Source organism: Algoriphagus sp. A40, from assembly GCF_002002735.1.
Lineage (GTDB): Bacteria > Bacteroidota > Bacteroidia > Cytophagales > Cyclobacteriaceae > Algoriphagus.
Map to the genome: position 1 here is coordinate 134491 of NZ_MUNY01000039.1, position 16752 is coordinate 151242.

Genomic DNA, 16752 nt, shown 5'->3' on the forward strand with positions numbered 1-16752 from the left:
TTGCTTTTGCATCTCTTATCGGAGAGAGAGTTTTGCCTTCCGTTTTTTGGCTGTTCTATACCATAAAAAGCCTATAACCGCTGCCATCAGGTAAGGCATGACAAAGAGATATAGGATACCGTTGTTCAATCCTGCGCCAATGGTGGTTTCCCCGTTGCTGACGTTGTTTTCCACCGATGCCCGGCACATGGAGCACTGTGCCCAGCTGGATACCTGAAAAACCAGGAAGAAAATGACGAGAAGGAAATATTTACGTTTCATGCTAATCTAATTTACCGCTAATTGGGTTTGTTGATTTGAATTCCCAAACCAATTCAAACTTTACTATCATCTTCTATTCCGTGTCTCCGCTTTCAAATTCCATCTGGACGAGTCCGGAGGATTTAATTAATGTGTGTAATAAGGACTGATCATCAGGTAAACGATCACTCCGCTGATGGACACATAAAGCCAAATCGGATAGGCAAATTTAACCACTTTCCGGTGTTTTTCACGCTGGTCGGTATAGCCATAATAGTAAGCGAAAAGAATCGGAAACAACGCGACAGCCGCCAAGATGATGTGAGTGATCAACAGGAAGTAATAAACCGAGCGGATCAGACCCTCCCCTCCAAAGCTCGTGCTTTCTGCCGCACCATGGTACACCACATAGGAAATCAGGAAAACAGCTCCTAAAGCAAACGCAACAGTCATCGTGGCACCATGGTAATGGTATAGCTTTTTCTTAATGAAAATCAACCCAACAATAAGTGCAACTGAAGCCGAGGTATTGATCACTGCATTCAGATGTGGCAGAAAATAAACCCAATCACCCAGGGTTGTGATCTTGGCCGGCATGAAAAGTAAAACCGCCACGGCCAATGGAATCACAATAGAAATCCCAATGATCCAATTTTTCACTTTTGCTTCCTGCTGAAGCGTTGCTGCCTTATTTGCTGCCATGCAATAGTACTTTTGTTTCTAACATCAATAAGTCCACATCCTCTCGATTTGTTCCGCTGTAGTAGCCACGAATTCGACCTAATTCATCTATAAGCATGAATTTATCGGTATGGACAAAGTCATCAGGAACCCCATTTCCATCAATAGTGGGGATCACAAATCCGCAACGAGCCAAAGCGTAGGTTTCTGCTTTTGGCCCGGAAAGAAAGTGCCATTTACCGGGAATAGCATTGTGCTCATCGGCATATTCTTTCAAAATCGCAGGTGTATCATACTCCGGATCAATGCTGATAGACATAATCTGAACTTTTGGTTCGTCCCGAAACATATCATTGACCCGCTCCATTTCCTTGGACATGACCGGACAGATGCTTGGGCAGGAGGTAAAAAAGAAATCCACAATTGTGATTTTTCCCTCCATTTCAGCACGACCAACTGGAATACCTTCCTGATTGGGAAAAGAAAACTCTGGAATAAAATGTTGGGTGGTATCGGTTACCGGACACTCCTGAAATGGATTATCGACTCCCTTTTGGAAAAAAATAGGAAGGTCATATTCGTTTTTCCCAAACCCTCTCAAAAACAGGAATACCAAAACAGGAATCAACAGGATGCACACCAACACCATTCCCTGCAATAATCTTAATCCTTTCATCTGTTTATTACTTATTTTTCAAAGGTCAGATGGAATCTCGCATGAATAGTAATCTTTCCTCTGTGTAACATTTGAGTCATGCTCGATTTCATAATAGTCTAATAACAAAAAAGAAGGTTGAAGTGATTCACCTCAACCTGCCTTTTTATTGAATAAATCGATTTTTTACCAACGCATAAGGAAGATCTCAGAACCTTCTTTGACGAGAACAATAATCAACCACACAAGGAAAATCAAAGGCACAATGATCGAGTAAAACAAAGGCTTCACTTCGTCACCCAAGTGCATAAATTCCAGCATAATGTATTTTGCCTTCCAAACCGTCAAGGCCATAAAGGCACCATAAAGCAAGATTCCACGACCCATGGTAAAAGCCATGATAAATTCCACAACGGTGATCGCCAGCAGGATACCTGCAGTTTTCCAGATTTTCTTGATCTTTTCTTCGTTGCGCGTCTCAACTACCAGGGTTGATTTGTTTTCTTGAATTTCCATATTTCAAAGATTTTAAATGCTTAGATCAGATAGAACAAGGTAAATACGAATACCCAAACCAGATCTACAAAGTGCCAATAGAGCCCGATTTTTTCTACCATTTCATAGTGGCCTCTTTTATCATAAACCCCAACTGCCGCTTGGTAGAAGCATAGGAAAAGTAAAAACACTCCGATAGTCACGTGGAATCCGTGGAAACCGGTGATAAAGAAAAACAACTGAGCAAAGCCGGCAGGTCCATATTCGTTCACGTGCAGGTTAGCACCGAATACAGTCTCCTGAACGACTTTTCCTAGCGAATTAACATAGGTCATTACACTTCCGCCATCTGTACCATGGATAAAGTGATTCCACTCCCAAGCTTGGCAGCTAAGGAAGGTAATACCTCCTACCAATGTCCAAAGCATCCATTTTACTACGTCATTTCTGTCATTTCTATGACCAGCTTCTACCGCAAGTACCATGGTCACAGAGCTGGCGATCAGGATAAAGGTCATGATTCCGACGAAAATCAAGGGTGCCTGTACTCCGTGAAGAAAAGGAAGTGCTTCAAACACCATCTCCGGCACAGGCCAATACTCATTTGAGCCGGCAAAGGTATCTGCTGGTCCAGCGTAGGCCGGGTAGCTCACACGAATGGATATGTATGTAATCAGGAAAGCCGCAAAAGTGAAGATGTCGGAAAGCAGGAAAAACCACATCATGAGTTTTCCATAGCTGGCCTTCAGGGGTTCGTTACCTCCATTCCAAACGCCTCGTTTCGAGCTTATTCCAATAGCAGTAGAATGCGCAGACATAATTTATTGATTTGTACCAGGTTTTATTTTAATGATTCAGAAGCAAAAACATAAACAGATATAGCCACAAGCCACCTAGAAAATGCCAGTAAGTAGTGGCCATTTCCATAGTATTCAAAGCTCGGGAATGAACCTTCAGTCTGAAGGTCGAAATTAATACAATAATAAGAAATATCACACCGGATATCAGGTGCACTGCATGCAGTCCGGTGAAAACATAAAGAAATGAACCAGACGGATTGCCAACAAAGAAAACCTCCCGATCCACCATGGCCACCCAGCTATACCACTGTCCCACCAGGAATGCAATTCCCAACAAAACAGTAAGCACCATCCCGATTTTTAGGTTCGCGAAATTATCCTTTCGTGCAGAATAATAGGCCCAATGTAGGGTTACACTGCTAAGAAGGGCTATGCCGGAAGTGACCCAGAATATTTCAGGAAGATCGTATTCCAGCCAATTTCCCTCAGACTGTCTCACAATGTAAGCACTTGTCAATCCGGCAAAAACCATCACCACGGAAACCATAAACAACCAAAGAGCAAATTTCTTTGGGTTCATGGAGATAGGCTGTTCAACCAAATCTGCGTATTTAAGTTCTCTTTCCATGACTTAAGGCAATTTGTCGAGCAGATAGGCAATCTGCACGATAGGTAAGTATAGAAATGAACCAAACATTATCTTTAAGGCCGATTTACGGGAACAATCTCTCATCAGGGAGAAAGTCTGTGCAAGGAACAGAACTCCGCAAACAGTCGCCACAATTCCTGAATTCAGGCCCGTCAATCCAAAATAACTTGGCAACAAACCCAATGGAAGCAGGAAGAGTGTATAAATCATAATTTGAATTGCAGTATTCAAATCCTGACCACCCCCACTTGGTAATAGTTTGAATCCGGCTCTTTTGTAATCCTCATCGCTAACCCAGGCAATTGCCCAGAAATGAGGAAACTGCCAAATAAACTGAATCCCGAAAATTATCAGGGCTTCATAGGTAATGGCACCGGTAGCTGCTGTCCAGCCTAACAAAGGAGGCATCGCACCGGGAATTGCGCCTACGAAAACCGCAATAGGTCCTACTCTTTTCAGAGGTGTATAAGCAAACACGTATAACACCATACTCAAAATCCCAAGCCAGGTAGTCAATGGATTGGTGAAAATCCAAAGAAGGGCAATTCCTAGAACAGCCACCAAAGAGGTAAACCAATAAGCCTCCTGAAGGGAAATTAATTGAAGGGGAAGGGGACGGTTTTGGGTTCGTTTCATCAACTTGTCCAAGTCACGTTCCATGATTTCATTGGCAGCACCTGAGGCACCTGAAATCAGAAAACCGCCTAAAGCCAAGCCCAGAAAACCGGACCATCCAAAGCTGGCACCGGTATCACCAAGGATATAACCGAACACAGCCGAGAAAGTAACCAAAGCTGAAAGCCTCAGCTTGATCAAGTCTGAATATGCTTTGATCCTATCACGGATCAAAGTGGATATAGAATGGTCAGTTACGTCAACTGTCCTCATTATCAATTTGAATTTAACTTAAACTGTAAATGGTCTTTCAACTGCAGGATCAGCATAAACTGAATTCCCAAAATCAAAGACCCAAGCAATAAGTGAATGGGTTGAAGAAATGCCGGAATACCGAAGTATGCCATGCCAATTCCGGTCGCAATTTCCAGCAGGATAACCAGCATTAATACTTGTGACCAAAGGTTAACTTTTGACCTTCGTACCGTATAGCGAAAGGCCCAGATAAAGTACAAGATGTGCACTCCAAGCAGGACAATTGAAAAGGATCTATGGATTATGAAATCCACTCCTAACCGATCAATCCATTCTTCCCTGAACAAATCTCCAAGAACGAAAGAAATCTGATCGATTTGCTCCCGGACCTGAGTACCTAATACTACCTGAACCAGCATCAAAACTGTCCCAAGAACAAGAACCCATTGAATTTTGGAAGGAACATCTGCTTTCACCACATGACCTTTTTGAAGTCTTTCCGACCGGTGATTGACGTACAATAAAACGCCGACCAAAGCCAAAGCTAGCAGCATGTGAAAGGTGATCATCCAGGCCAACAAATTGGTGGAAACAACGATCGAACCAATCCATCCGGTAAACAAAACCAATACTAGAGAAACCAAGGAATAGATCGGGATCCATTTATCTACCTTCCAAAGTTTGAAAGATTTCCAAACTGTAAGGATAATCAACAAACCGATAACTACACCCAAAAGGCGATTGATGTATTCAATCCAGGTTTTGGTGGCGTTGAATTCCTCCTCTACCAAGATGGATTTATCATTGGCTATCTGGTTGGCTTTTTCTTTAAAACCCAACTTGTCAAGGGTAGCTACAAACCTTTCGTTTTTAGCAATTCTTTTTTGAAGATATATCTCCTGGTAATTTACCGGGAGTTGATCGACATGTGTAGGAGGAATCACACTCCCGAAACATTTTGGCCAATCGGGACAACCCATTCCTGAGCCTGTGCTTCGCACTATCCCACCAACCAAAATCAGAAAATAAACAGCTATCACCGTCAGTGTTGAAACCCGGCGAAAGCTGTTTATCGAAGTATTAGTGGTGCTTTGATTCATTTCCAACCAAAACCTCAGCTTCCTCTTTTATGATTTCCAGTTCAAGTTTCACTTGTTCCTGCTCATGAGGAAGGTTGGACTCAGGAGTCTGGGATAGAGGAACAGTCTGAGGTATGAAATCTTCCGCAGCTCCAGGCTTAGAATAATCATAAGGCCATCTGTAAACTGCAGGGATTTCGCCAGGCCAGTTGCCATGGCCAGGATGCAATGGAGTAGTCCACTCGATTGTGTTGGATCTCCAAGGATTCAAGGTTGCTTTTCTTCCTCTGTACATGCTGTAGAAGAAGTTGAAAAGGAAGATAAACTGGGCTGCAAAAGTGATAATTGCTGCCGCAGACACAAACATGTTAAGGTCAGTATAAAGCTCAGTAAAGCTGAAGTTCGTCCAGGAATAATACCTTCTTGGGAATCCTGCAATACCGATGTAGTGCATTGGGAAAAACACCAAATAAACCCCAGTAAATGTCAACCAGAAGTGAATGTAACCCAATTTGGCATCCATCATTCTTCCAAACATCTTAGGGAACCAGTGGTAAACACCAGCCACCATTCCGAAGAAGGAAGCAGAACCCATTACCAAGTGGAAGTGAGCTACCACAAAATAGGTGTCATGCAATTGAATATCAATAGCTGAGTTACCGAGGAAAATACCAGTCAAACCACCTGAAATGAAGAACGATACCAGACCGATAGAGAACAGCATAGCAGGAGTGAATATCAAGTTACCTCTCCAAAGAGTAGTCAGGTAGTTGAATACTTTCACAGCTGATGGTACCGCAATAATCAATGTAAGGAACATGAAGATGGATCCAAGGAATGGATTCATCCCTGAAACGAACATGTGGTGAGCCCAAACAATAAAGGAAAGGATCGTAATTCCAAGCATGGAAATAATCATCGCCTTATATCCGAAAATAGGCTTTCTAGAGTTTGTCGCAATTACTTCAGAAGTAATACCCAAGGCCGGCAACAACACGATGTAAACTTCAGGGTGTCCAAGGAACCAGAACAAGTGTTGGAACAATACCGGGCTACCACCTGTGTTTGGAAGTGCCTCACCTGCTACATAGATATCAGAAAGGTAGAATGAAGTCCCAAAGCTTCTGTCAAATACAAGCAACAAGGCAGCTGCGAACAAAACCGGGAAGGACAACAAACCGATGACGGCAGTCAGGAAGAATGCCCAGATGGTCAGAGGAAGTCTTGAAAAAGACATCCCTTTTGTTCTCAAGTTAATGACAGTGGTGATATAATTGATACCGCCCATAAGGGAGGACGCGATGAAGAAAGTCATTGCAATCAACCAAAGCGTCATACCCAATCCTGAACCTGGAATTGCTTGCTCCAAAGCTGAAAGAGGAGGATAAACAACCCAGCCACCGCCAGCAGGACCTGTTTTGATAAACAGGGAAATAAACATGATCACACCGGAAACAAAGAACAACCAGTAGGAAATCATATTCATAAATCCGGAAGCCATATCACGGGCACCGATTTGAAGAGGAATCAGGAAGTTGGAGAATGTTCCGCTCAATCCCGCAGTCAATACAAAGAATACCATAATGGTACCGTGCATGGTGACCAAGGCCAAGTAGAATGTAGGATCAAGTTTCCCAGACTCGTCAATCCAACCTCCCAAAAGAGGACGGAGAAATTCCAAACTCATATCGGGAAAACCCAATTGCAATCTGAAAAGAACTGATAGGAAGCCACCGATGATTGCCCAGAAAATACCTGTCACCAAATACTGCTTGGCGATCATTTTATGATCCTGGGAGAAGATATATTTTGTTATAAAATTATCATGATGCTCATGATCGTGATGATCGTGGGCGGTGTCATGATGTGCCGCAGATGCTGTCGCCATAACCTATAATTTTATTTATTACTTTCGCTCAATTGAATTTCTGCCAGTTCCTTCTTATCAGCGGATGGATTCACTGCCAAAGCAGGATTTTGCTGAATGAAAGATTTCTGTTCTGTCAACCACTTTTGGTATGCCTCAGGCTCTACCACCTCTATCACTTTTCTCATTGAGAAGTGTCCACGCCCACAGATTTCTGTACAAGCTATTTCATATTCGAATTCCGGATCATTAAGCTCCGCTCTCATTTCCGCAGTAGTCTTGGTAGGAATAAACCAAAAACGAGTCGCCATACCTGGTACTGCATCCATTTTCAATCTCATGTGCGGAGCAAAAACTGAGTGCAAAACGTCACGGGCTCTAATTTTGAAAAGGACTGGTTCACCTTTAGGAATTACCACAACTGGAGAGGGGAAATCATCGATCGCATTTTTGTCAGTAAAGTCAACACCATGAGAGTTGGAAGCATTGATCAGTCTGTAATCGTAGTCTCCAAGTACATTGTCTTTACCTGGGTATCTTACTTCCCATGCAAACTGATATCCCATGATTTCAACAACGTGGGCCTTTTCGGGTGCCGGTGCAGTGATATCCGACCAAGCCATCCAACCAGAAATAACCAATCCGGCCAAAACCACCCCCGGAACTACCGTCCAGATGATTTCCAGCTTGTTGTTATCAGGATAGAAAGTTGCTTTTCTATTTTCCTTGTATTGATACTTGTAAGGAAAAATGAAAAGCAAAATGTGCGTGATCAGGAATACAACACCAGTCACTGCCATCGAAATCCAAAACAATTTGTCGGTGATGACACCATGTTCCGAAGCCACAGGCATTTGGTAATTGTCAAACTCCTTAATCGAATACCAGAACATTAAAATGGTGGTACCCACGAGAAACAGGACAAAAAGAATTGCATTGACCTTGTTGCTGCCAGTAGCAATTTTCTTATCTGAACCCTTTACTACAGAAACCAAGGTTTGAATTCTGTAGACCATCCATATTATGGATAGTAACAGAAGAACCCCTACTCCAATCAGAAATCCGTACATATCTTAGTTTTTTCGGATAAGTAATTAAATGTGATGATGATAGCTTTCTTCAAGCATTGGGTGATTTTTCGCAATCAGGTTTTTCTTAGCCAGACCTCCCAAGACTACCAAGGTAACCAAGGAACCATAAACCAGAAACATTCCAACTTCCATAAATCCAATTCCTCCATTGTGACCCAATGTACCCGGCTGAATCATCAGGAAGAAATCAATCCAATGACCAACCAACAATATGCTACACACAACTTTTAGAAAAATACCGTGTCTTTTCGCATCCCTAGTCATCAAAACTAGGAAAGGAAGGAAGAAGTTTAAGCCAATGTTTACAAAAATAAACGGTCCATAAACATCGCTTGTCAACCTCTCCACGAAGTAAACTGTTTCTTCAGGTATGTTGGCGTAGTAGATCAACAGGAACTGGGAGAACCAGAGGTAAGTCCAGAAAATAGAGAAACCAAAAACAAATTTACCCAAGTCATGGATGTGGTTTTGATTGATCATTTCCAAGTAGCCTTTTCCTTTAAGGAAAATGGTCAACAGCGTAATGGCGGAAAGACCTGAAACAAACCAAGAAGCAAAAACATACCAGCCAAATAAAGTAGAGAACCAGTGTGTATCAATGGACATCACCCAATCCCAAGCTGAAATTGAAGACGATACTGCAAAGAACACTAGGAAATAAGCAGCCCAACTTCTCATTTTAAACCAATGAGAGGTTCCTCCCAATTGGTCTTCCTGAGCGGAAATTTGCTTGAACTTGTTGAAGAAGAAAACCCAAAATCCGAAGAAGATGACCATTCTGGCTACATAGAAAATCGGGAAAGTCCCCTTTTCCATTGGCCAGTAGAAGAATGAACCTTTCCCGTCAATGATGCTGTCATACTGGGGATCATTTTTATCAAACAGATAAGCATGAGTCCAGTGGAAAAGGTCATGGTTTGCCAAGAAGAAGGTTGCAATCATCAAAATGCCTGCAATTGGAAGCCAATTACCGAATGAAAGCATAACTCTCAAAAGCGGAGTGGACCATCCTGCCTGAGCTGCAAACTGGATCGCAAAGAAGAAAACTCCTACAATTGCGATACCTGTAAAGAATACGTTGTTGATCCAAAGGTTGGCATAAAGCCGCTCGTACCAGTGGAAGGCATGCCCTCCAGCTTCTCCAGCTTCCTCATGGTGTCCACCGCCAGTCATTGCCAGGACGATTCCGATACCCAAAAGGATTGCACCAATGACCAAAACGGTCATGATTGACTTCTTGGTAGCAGCCGTAAAATCAAATCGCTGCTCCAGATTATAGTGTTGTTCGCCGTGATGCGCCATGATTAGTTAGCTGGGGTTACTTGTGCTACCGCGGTAGAATCTGCAACAGGTGCCGGAGCAGCTGCTGTAGCCTGACCTTGAATAACTTGTTTGACATAGTGAACAATTTTCCATCTGCTTTCTTCAGGAATCTGAGAACCATGAGCTCCCATTCTGCCTTTTCCTTTGGTAATGACGTGGAAGATATGACCTTCCGGAAGGTTTACATAAGCTCCGCCAGTCAGGTTAGCGACACCGCCAATGACTTCACCAACTTTGCCATCGCCTTGACCGCCTTTACCATGACATGCATTACAATACTGCAGATAAAGTGCCTCTCCCTGTTTCAAAACTGCGTCTGAACTTTCAACCGGATTTTTGGTCAATGCAGCCGGTTCCAATTCAAAAGCCTTCAATCTATAAGGCAAATATCCTTGCTTGTTCCTCGGAACTGTATTGGCCACTGGCTCACGCATGTTCATCGCGTGAGGGTTGTGGATGTTAGAGTTGAAAAACTCTCCTTTTCCATCTTCACGAGTAGAAAGCCAACTTCCCTGAGACTCATCTTTGATCTGGGTCAAGGGCTCATACGCTACTGAATGATACATCTGAGGTGCATATTCAAGCCCTTGGTTTTCGCCTCCGGCTTTACATCCGGCCAAAAAGGAAATGGCCAGTGCAGAACCTCCGAAAATTAATGCTTTTGCAATTTTCATATATCCGGATTTTCTATTCAAAACTTTTTTTATTTACCTCAGTCGCACCGGAAGATTTCAGGATCTCTTTGATCTTCTCCACTTCCAAAGCACTGTTGTTCGCGATATCAATTGCCATGATGTGCTTATCATCCGTTGATCTCACGTCGAAAATTCTAGGCTGAGCCCAAGGTTTAAGATTTGAGCTGATCATAAACACACTCACCATACCAAACGATGCCAAAAGTACCGTCAATTCGAATGATACCGGAATGAAATCAGGGAATGCTGCGTAGTCTTTACCACCGATAATCATTGGCCAGTCAAAGCGCATCATGTAAAATTGCATGGTCAAAGCGAGGGTAGTTCCTAGCATTCCAAAAAGGAAGGCTGCGATAGGAAGCCGGGTTCTCTTATATCCCAATACATGCTCCAATCCGTGAACCGGATAGGGAGAATATACCTCGTGGATTCTCACACCGCTACCTCTTACTTCCTCTACTGCATGGAGCAATACGTCCTCATCGTCGTAAACTCCCAGAATAAAATGTGTATCCTTTTCCATGATTATTTATGCACTTTTTCGGATGAAGACTTGAGTACAGCTTTTACTTCAGCCATGTTGATCACCGGGAAGAACTTCGCAAACAAGAAGAATAAGGTGAAGAACAACCCAAACGTGAACATGTAAACTCCCACGTCAACCCAAGTTGGGTAAAACATAGCCCAAGAAGACGGCAGGTAATCTCTGTGAAGAGAGGTCACGATGATAACAAATCGCTCGAACCACATCCCGATGTTCACAACAATAGACAAAGCAAAGGTTGCTACAATGGAAGTACGGATTTTCTTAAACCAGAAAAGCTGCGGAGAAATCACGTTGCAGGTCATCATTGACCAATAAGCCCACCAATAAGGACCGGTTGCACGGTTGATGAATGCGTATTGCTCAGCCTCTACTCCTGAATACCAGGCGATGAAAAATTCTGTGATATAGGCGATACCTACTATCGATCCGGTGATGATGATAACGATGTTCATCAATTCGATGTGACCGATTGTAATGTAATCTTCCAGTTTGTAAACCTTTCTGGTGACGATCATCAGCGTCAATACCATCGCAAAACCGGAGAAAATCGCACCGGCAACGAAGTATGGAGGGAAGATCGTGGTATGCCATCCCGGAATAACCGAAGTAGCAAAGTCAAAGGATACGATCGTGTGTACAGAAAGTACAAGAGGTGTTGCCAAACCTGCAAGAATCAAAGAAACTGATTCATAACGCATCCAGGTTTTGGCAGCTCCATCCCATCCAAAAGAAAGCGCTCCGTAAATGGTTCTTCTCAAACCGGTAGCTCGGTCACGGATGGTGGCAAAATCAGGAATCAAACCGATGTACCAGAATACCAGTGAAACTGAGAAGTAGGTAGAGATCGCAAAAACGTCCCAAAGAAGCGGAGAGTTAAAGTTTACCCAAAGCGAACCAAAGGTGTTTGGTAGTGGAAGTGCCCAATAGGCACCAAGCCAAGGACGACCCATGTGAATTACCGGGAACATCGCGGCACAGATTACGGCGAAGATGGTCATCGCTTCCGCTGCACGGTTGATGGATGTTCTCCACTTCTGTCTGAAAAGCAACAGTACCGCTGAGATCAGTGTACCGGCGTGACCGATACCCACCCACCACACGAAGTTGGTGATGTCCCAAGCCCAACCTACTGTTTTGTTGAGACCCCACATACCGATCCCTTCCCAGAGAGTCGCAAGTAGAGCGATAGATCCTAATGCCAAAACACCAGCTGAGGTAAGAAAAGCCAGAAACCATCTGATATTTGGTTTGGCTTCCACATGGCGCGCCACATCGTGTGTTACGTCATGGTAGGATTTCCCCCCAGTAACTAACGGCTCACGTACGGATGAAGTAACCTGCATAGTTTATAAAATTATGATTACGCTTCGTTTTTCTCTTTATTTCTGATCTTGGTAAAGTACCAAACGTTAGGGCTAACGTTGATCTCTTCCAACACGTGGTAAGCACGCTCTTCTCCTACTTCCTTCAATGCTGAAGTATTCTCCTCAATCTTCAGAAGTTTAGAAACCTTGCTGCTTGGATCATTCATGTCTCCGAATACCAAAGCATCAGTAGGACAAGCCACGGCGCAGGCGACATTTACCTCACCATCCTGAAGCTTACGCTTCTCGCGCTTGGCAGTCAGCTTACCAGCCTGAATCCGCTGTACGCACATGGAGCATTTTTCCATTACACCACGTACACGGACAGTTACATCAGGGTTCAAGACCATTTTACCCAAGTCATCGTTTTGAGCGATGTTCACTCCTGCGAAGTCCTTGTTGTCATGGTATTTGAACCAGTTGAATCGACGTACTTTATATGGACAGTTGTTGGCACAATATCTCGTACCGATACATCTGTTATAAGTCATTTGGTTGAGACCCTCAGAGGAGTGCGTAGTTGCGGCAACAGGACAAACAGTCTCGCAAGGAGCGTTGTTACATTGCTGACACATCATCGGCTGGAAGGTTACTTCCGGATTTTCGGCGGCGACTTCCATTCCTGAAAGATCATCAGCCGGAGCATCTGAAGAATAATAGCGGTCGATTCGGATCCAAGCCATTTCTCTTCTGTTGAGAACTTCCTGCTTGCCAACTACGGCTACGTTATTTTCTACCTGACAAGCAACTGTACACGCACCGCAACCGATACAAGAGTTCATATCGATGGCAAGACCCCAGTGATGCTGGCTGTATTGGTGCCCACTCCAAAGGGAAATCTTGGATGGCTTTATAAATTCACCGTCTTTGTAGATTTCAGGTCTGTATCGGCCAGCTGAAGCGTCAGTTTTATATTCTGCCAAAGTAGCTTCCTGGATTACGTTTTCACGTCCCATGAAAGTCTGGTGAGTTTGCGTACGGGCGATCTTATATGAATCACCGGTAATAGCTACCTCTACTCCTGCAGTAATGTCAAAATTCACAAAGCCTTTGGAAGCATCCAGCAAATCATAGGCATTTACCCCTACTCCATTCGCTACTCGTCCCGCTTTGGTTCTTCCATATCCAAGTGCCAAACCGAAAGTACCGTTAGCCTGACCTGGCTGAACCAAAATTGGGACAATCAGGGTTTTGCCGTTTACGGTAATCGAAGCTTTCATGGTATTTTCTTCTACCATGGACACTCCATTGTCTGTCGCCCATTTCTGAGAAACAGTCAGGTAGTTGTCCCATGTAGCTTTGGTGATCGGATCAGGCATTTCCTGAAGCCAAGGGTTATTTGCAAAAGCACCGTTACCGATACCTACTTTGGAGTAGATGATCAATTCGGCTCCTGCATTGTCAGCTTTGTAAGCTTGAGCGACACCCGCTGCTGCTGCGACTACATCTCCAACTGGAACAACTGAAGCTCCTAATTTTGCAACCGCAACCACTCCATTGTAAAGTGACCTGTCCCAGAATTCAAGGAAAGTCCCGCCTGCCTCTACTTGAGTAAACAGAGAAGACTCCCAGCTTTTCTGAAGGAAATCATAATAAGGAGTGGCAGAACCAGCCCAAGTCAAGAAGGAATCTTGAGCCTGGCGAGTATTGAAAAGTGGTGATATGGTAGGTTGAGAAAGGGAGAATTGACCCAATTTAGGTTCAAAGTCATTCCAAGATTCCAGGAAGTGGTGGTCGGGAGCTACGATCTGAACCAGAGATGAAGTCTCATCCAAAGTTCCGTTAGTAGCCACACTTACTTTAGCCTTGGCAATACCTTCAGCGATTTCAGCACCTCGTGGGTGATCATAAACTGGGTTACAGTTGTAGAAAATCACTCCTCCTACTTGTCCTCCTTTCAGTTCTGCTACAAACTGATTCATGCGGGCATCATTCCCTTTTCTGAAGTTAACCGGAGCAGTGAAGTCAACAGTTGTTCCATTGCTACCCAACAATTCGTTGATTGCATGAACAACGATTTGGACATTTGGATCATTGGATCCTGACACTACTAAGGCAGCGCCTTTAGCAGCCCAAAGGTCATTTGCTGCTTTATCCAAGTTTGCGATTTCTACTTTAGGAGCAGAAACTGCAGTAGCACCAGCCTTGCCTGCAATCGCATTGTAAAGTGCCAAAACAGCCAATCCGCTTTGTGAAGCTTTGATCGGAGTTCTGTAATCAGCATTTGCACCGGTTAGGGACAAGTTGGACTCAAACTGATAATGTCTCGACATCTCAGCTTTGTCCTTGCTGATCTTTCTTGTTTTTGCGTAAGCAGCAGCAAACTCAATCGGAGAAATCCAAGTGCCTAAAAAGTCAGCACCAAAAGATACGATGGTTTTTGCTTTGTCAAAATGATAGGAAGGAAGGACAGCCTGACCGTAATAGGTTTCAGAAGCCTTTGTAATTCCATAGTTGGAAATCGGATCATACATGATCACTTCCGCACCACCGAATGCAGCCGAAAACTGATTCAATGCCTCAATCGTGGTTGGAGAAAGAATGGTGTTGGCCACTACTTTCACTGTACCTGCGGAAGCAAGTTTTGCTTTCACCTGCTCATCAACGGCCTTCCATTCGGCAGCAGTACCACCGATCATAGGACCGGCTAGTCTTTGCTTGTCGTAAAGAGAAAGCACAGAAGCTTCCACGATAGCATTGACTTTTCCTTTATTTATAGGAGAAAGCTCATTTCCGTCAATTTTGATCGGTCGGCCTTCCCTTGTTTTTACTACCACAGCAGCATAATCACCGCCTGAAGTAAAGGTAGAAGCGTAATAGTTTGGAATGGACGGGTTGATATCAACCGGCTTATTCACATAAGGAATTGCTTTTCTTACAGGCGCCTCGCAAGCAGCCAAAGTAGCAGCAGCCAAACTGAAACCCATCACCTTGAGAAAATCTCTTCGGGATGCACTGCCATCTTCATTGAGTGAAGTCGGAAGTTCCGCAAACTCCCTGTCGGCATGCTTTACAAACTCCGGATCGTTGCTGAGTTGCTCGAGCCCTTTCCAGTAGGTTTTCTTATTTTCCTTCATTTTTATTTCTAGGAATGAATTAGCAAAAAGGATAAGGAATTAATAGTGGCACTTCGCACACTCCAAGCCACCGATGTCTTTTACTTTCAGAGCATCTTTGGAATCCGAGTGAAGTTGAACCAACTTGTCGTAATAGGCATTGCCATCTGTAGCAATTTCAGTCTGTCTATGACAATCAATACACCAGCCCATAGTTAGGGAGCTGTGTTGCCCGACCACTTCCATTTCCTGAATAGGTCCGTGGCAAGTCTGACATTCGATACCGCCAACAGCTACGTGCTGTGAATGATTGAAGTATGCCAAGTCAGGAAGGTTATGAACTCTCACCCATTCGATAGGTTGATTGTTGTCAACTGCTGCATAGATTTTAGCTATTTCAGGTGAGATTCCTTCTTTGCCACCGACATTTTGAATATGTGTATGACAATTCATACAAATGTTGGCAGATGGAATGTTAGCTGATTTTCCGATTTCAACACCGGTATGGCAATACTGACAAGCAATTTCTTTGTCACCTGCATGCAATGCATGGGAGAATGCAATCGGCTGAGCAGGTGCGTAGCCTTGCTGCACACCGACAGAATAGATTCCGTCAATTGCAGTTTTAGCCACCAGAGCAATAACCAGGGCAGTTACTACTATAATAAAGGCGTCACTTTTAAAAATTTTAGAAATATCAGTTTTTTGAGAAACGAATTCTTTGTCGTCCTCTGGAAGATCCTGCTTGTTGATATACTTGGTCAAAACTGAAATAATCAATCCCAACACAACCAAAATCAACACCAACACGATAACCAAAACACCCAGGATAATTGACAGGTACTCGCTTGGAATTCCTCCTCCTGTAGCTCCGCCAGCCTCTCCGCCTGCTGCAACTGCTGCAGCCGCTGCCGGATCAACCTTGTCACCATGCTCGATGTAAGAAAGCAGATTGTTCAGGTCAGCGTCAGACAAAAACTCATGGGAGATCATCACCGTGTTGTTGTACTCCTTAAACAAACTGGTGTAATATGAATCTCCTGACGCGATGACAGCCTGAGAGTTCTTGATAAAGGCTTTTACAAGATCTACAGCTTGTCGATCTGTTGCCCCTCTCAAGGCTGGGCCGATCAATTTTTGATCGAGTTTGTGGCATGTTTTACAATTTGCATTGAAAACAGTTTTACCTGCTGCAATCGCTTCTTCACTGCTTACCACAGCCGGATCCGCAGCGTAAGCCGAAACCCCAATCAGCATGAAAAGCAGCACTGCCAGCGTCTGGAAACTCAATCGAATCCCTACTAACGAGCGTTTGGATAACATATTATAGCTAATTAAAT

At 43.8% G+C, this 16752-nt stretch carries 16 protein-coding genes; all 16 read right to left on the reverse strand.

All coding sequences use genetic code 11. The annotated features are described in order from the left end of the window. Positions 1–15: 15 nt before the first annotated feature. Complete coding sequence (locus B0E43_RS26445; protein WP_077347359.1) at positions 16–261, reverse strand: hypothetical protein; 246 nt, start codon at positions 259–261, stop codon at positions 16–18. A 126-nt stretch (positions 262–387) separates the two neighbouring features. Next, a complete protein-coding gene (locus B0E43_RS26450) occupies positions 388–942 on the reverse strand; it encodes a DUF420 domain-containing protein (protein ID WP_077347361.1) in 555 nt (184 codons plus the stop codon). Continuing rightward, a complete protein-coding gene (locus B0E43_RS26455; RefSeq protein WP_077347363.1) occupies positions 929–1597 on the reverse strand; it encodes an SCO family protein in 669 nt (222 codons plus the stop codon). The genes B0E43_RS26450 and B0E43_RS26455 overlap by 14 nt, the downstream gene beginning before the upstream one ends. Before the next feature lie 165 nt (positions 1598–1762). Further along, the gene (locus B0E43_RS26460) at positions 1763–2092 is read right to left on the reverse strand and encodes a cytochrome C oxidase subunit IV family protein (protein WP_077347365.1); all 330 of its coding nucleotides are present in this window, start codon (positions 2090–2092) and stop codon (positions 1763–1765) included. Between the two features lie 20 nt (positions 2093–2112). Continuing rightward, on the reverse strand, positions 2113–2889 hold the full coding sequence (locus B0E43_RS26465; protein ID WP_077347367.1) for a cytochrome c oxidase subunit 3: 777 nt from the start codon (positions 2887–2889) through the stop codon (positions 2113–2115). A 28-nt stretch (positions 2890–2917) separates the two neighbouring features. Then, positions 2918–3499: a cytochrome c oxidase subunit 3 gene (locus tag B0E43_RS26470; RefSeq protein WP_077347369.1), complete on the reverse strand. Its 582-nt coding sequence runs from the start codon at positions 3497–3499 to the stop codon at positions 2918–2920. A gap of 3 nt (positions 3500–3502) precedes the next feature. Next, positions 3503–4408, reverse strand: coding sequence for a heme o synthase (cyoE, locus tag B0E43_RS26475; protein WP_077347371.1), 906 nt, complete (start codon positions 4406–4408; stop codon positions 3503–3505). A 2-nt stretch (positions 4409–4410) separates the two neighbouring features. After that, positions 4411–5490, reverse strand: a complete 1080-nt coding sequence (locus tag B0E43_RS26480) for a heme A synthase (RefSeq protein ID WP_077347373.1) — start codon at positions 5488–5490, stop codon at positions 4411–4413. Further along, a complete protein-coding gene (locus tag B0E43_RS26485; protein ID WP_077347375.1) occupies positions 5471–7357 on the reverse strand; it encodes a cbb3-type cytochrome c oxidase subunit I in 1887 nt (628 codons plus the stop codon). The genes B0E43_RS26480 and B0E43_RS26485 overlap by 20 nt, the downstream gene beginning before the upstream one ends. Positions 7358–7368: 11 nt before the next feature. Continuing rightward, entirely contained in the window at positions 7369–8406 is a 1038-nt protein-coding gene (locus B0E43_RS26490) for a cytochrome c oxidase subunit II (protein ID WP_077347377.1), read from the reverse strand. Between the two features lie 24 nt (positions 8407–8430). Further along, positions 8431–9729, reverse strand: a complete 1299-nt coding sequence (locus B0E43_RS26495) for a quinol:cytochrome C oxidoreductase (protein ID WP_077347379.1) — start codon at positions 9727–9729, stop codon at positions 8431–8433. A 2-nt stretch (positions 9730–9731) separates the two neighbouring features. Then, entirely contained in the window at positions 9732–10424 is a 693-nt protein-coding gene (locus B0E43_RS26500; RefSeq protein ID WP_077347381.1) for a cytochrome c, read from the reverse strand. Positions 10425–10437: 13 nt separating this feature from the next. After that, the gene (locus tag B0E43_RS26505; RefSeq protein WP_077347383.1) at positions 10438–10968 is read right to left on the reverse strand and encodes a DUF3341 domain-containing protein; all 531 of its coding nucleotides are present in this window, start codon (positions 10966–10968) and stop codon (positions 10438–10440) included. A gap of 2 nt (positions 10969–10970) precedes the next feature. Then, the gene (gene nrfD / locus B0E43_RS26510) at positions 10971–12335 is read right to left on the reverse strand and encodes an NrfD/PsrC family molybdoenzyme membrane anchor subunit (RefSeq protein ID WP_077347385.1); all 1365 of its coding nucleotides are present in this window, start codon (positions 12333–12335) and stop codon (positions 10971–10973) included. 17 nt (positions 12336–12352) lie between these two features. Further along, entirely contained in the window at positions 12353–15433 is a 3081-nt protein-coding gene (locus B0E43_RS26515; RefSeq protein WP_077347387.1) for a TAT-variant-translocated molybdopterin oxidoreductase, read from the reverse strand. A 39-nt stretch (positions 15434–15472) separates the two neighbouring features. Next, a complete protein-coding gene (locus tag B0E43_RS26520; RefSeq protein ID WP_077347389.1) occupies positions 15473–16735 on the reverse strand; it encodes a c-type cytochrome in 1263 nt (420 codons plus the stop codon). Between the last annotated feature and the right edge of the window lie 17 nt (positions 16736–16752).

Coding starts and splice junctions, on each gene's coding strand:
- B0E43_RS26495 (WP_077347379.1), bottom strand. CDS start 9,729: ATGGCGCATCACGGCGAACAACACTATAATCTGGAGCAGCGATTTGAT.
- B0E43_RS26460 (WP_077347365.1), bottom strand. CDS start 2,092: ATGGAAATTCAAGAAAACAAATCAACCCTGGTAGTTGAGACGCGCAAC.
- B0E43_RS26465 (WP_077347367.1), bottom strand. CDS start 2,889: ATGTCTGCGCATTCTACTGCTATTGGAATAAGCTCGAAACGAGGCGTT.
- B0E43_RS26490 (WP_077347377.1), bottom strand. CDS start 8,406: ATGTACGGATTTCTGATTGGAGTAGGGGTTCTTCTGTTACTATCCATA.
- nrfD (WP_077347385.1), bottom strand. CDS start 12,335: ATGCAGGTTACTTCATCCGTACGTGAGCCGTTAGTTACTGGGGGGAAA.
- B0E43_RS26470 (WP_077347369.1), bottom strand. CDS start 3,499: ATGGAAAGAGAACTTAAATACGCAGATTTGGTTGAACAGCCTATCTCC.
- B0E43_RS26485 (WP_077347375.1), bottom strand. CDS start 7,357: ATGGCGACAGCATCTGCGGCACATCATGACACCGCCCACGATCATCAC.
- B0E43_RS26515 (WP_077347387.1), bottom strand. CDS start 15,433: ATGAAGGAAAATAAGAAAACCTACTGGAAAGGGCTCGAGCAACTCAGC.
- B0E43_RS26480 (WP_077347373.1), bottom strand. CDS start 5,490: ATGAATCAAAGCACCACTAATACTTCGATAAACAGCTTTCGCCGGGTT.
- B0E43_RS26505 (WP_077347383.1), bottom strand. CDS start 10,968: ATGGAAAAGGATACACATTTTATTCTGGGAGTTTACGACGATGAGGAC.
- B0E43_RS26450 (WP_077347361.1), bottom strand. CDS start 942: ATGGCAGCAAATAAGGCAGCAACGCTTCAGCAGGAAGCAAAAGTGAAA.
- B0E43_RS26445 (WP_077347359.1), bottom strand. CDS start 261: ATGAAACGTAAATATTTCCTTCTCGTCATTTTCTTCCTGGTTTTTCAG.
- cyoE (WP_077347371.1), bottom strand. CDS start 4,408: ATGAGGACAGTTGACGTAACTGACCATTCTATATCCACTTTGATCCGT.
- B0E43_RS26520 (WP_077347389.1), bottom strand. CDS start 16,735: ATGTTATCCAAACGCTCGTTAGTAGGGATTCGATTGAGTTTCCAGACG.
- B0E43_RS26500 (WP_077347381.1), bottom strand. CDS start 10,424: ATGAAAATTGCAAAAGCATTAATTTTCGGAGGTTCTGCACTGGCCATT.
- B0E43_RS26455 (WP_077347363.1), bottom strand. CDS start 1,597: ATGAAAGGATTAAGATTATTGCAGGGAATGGTGTTGGTGTGCATCCTG.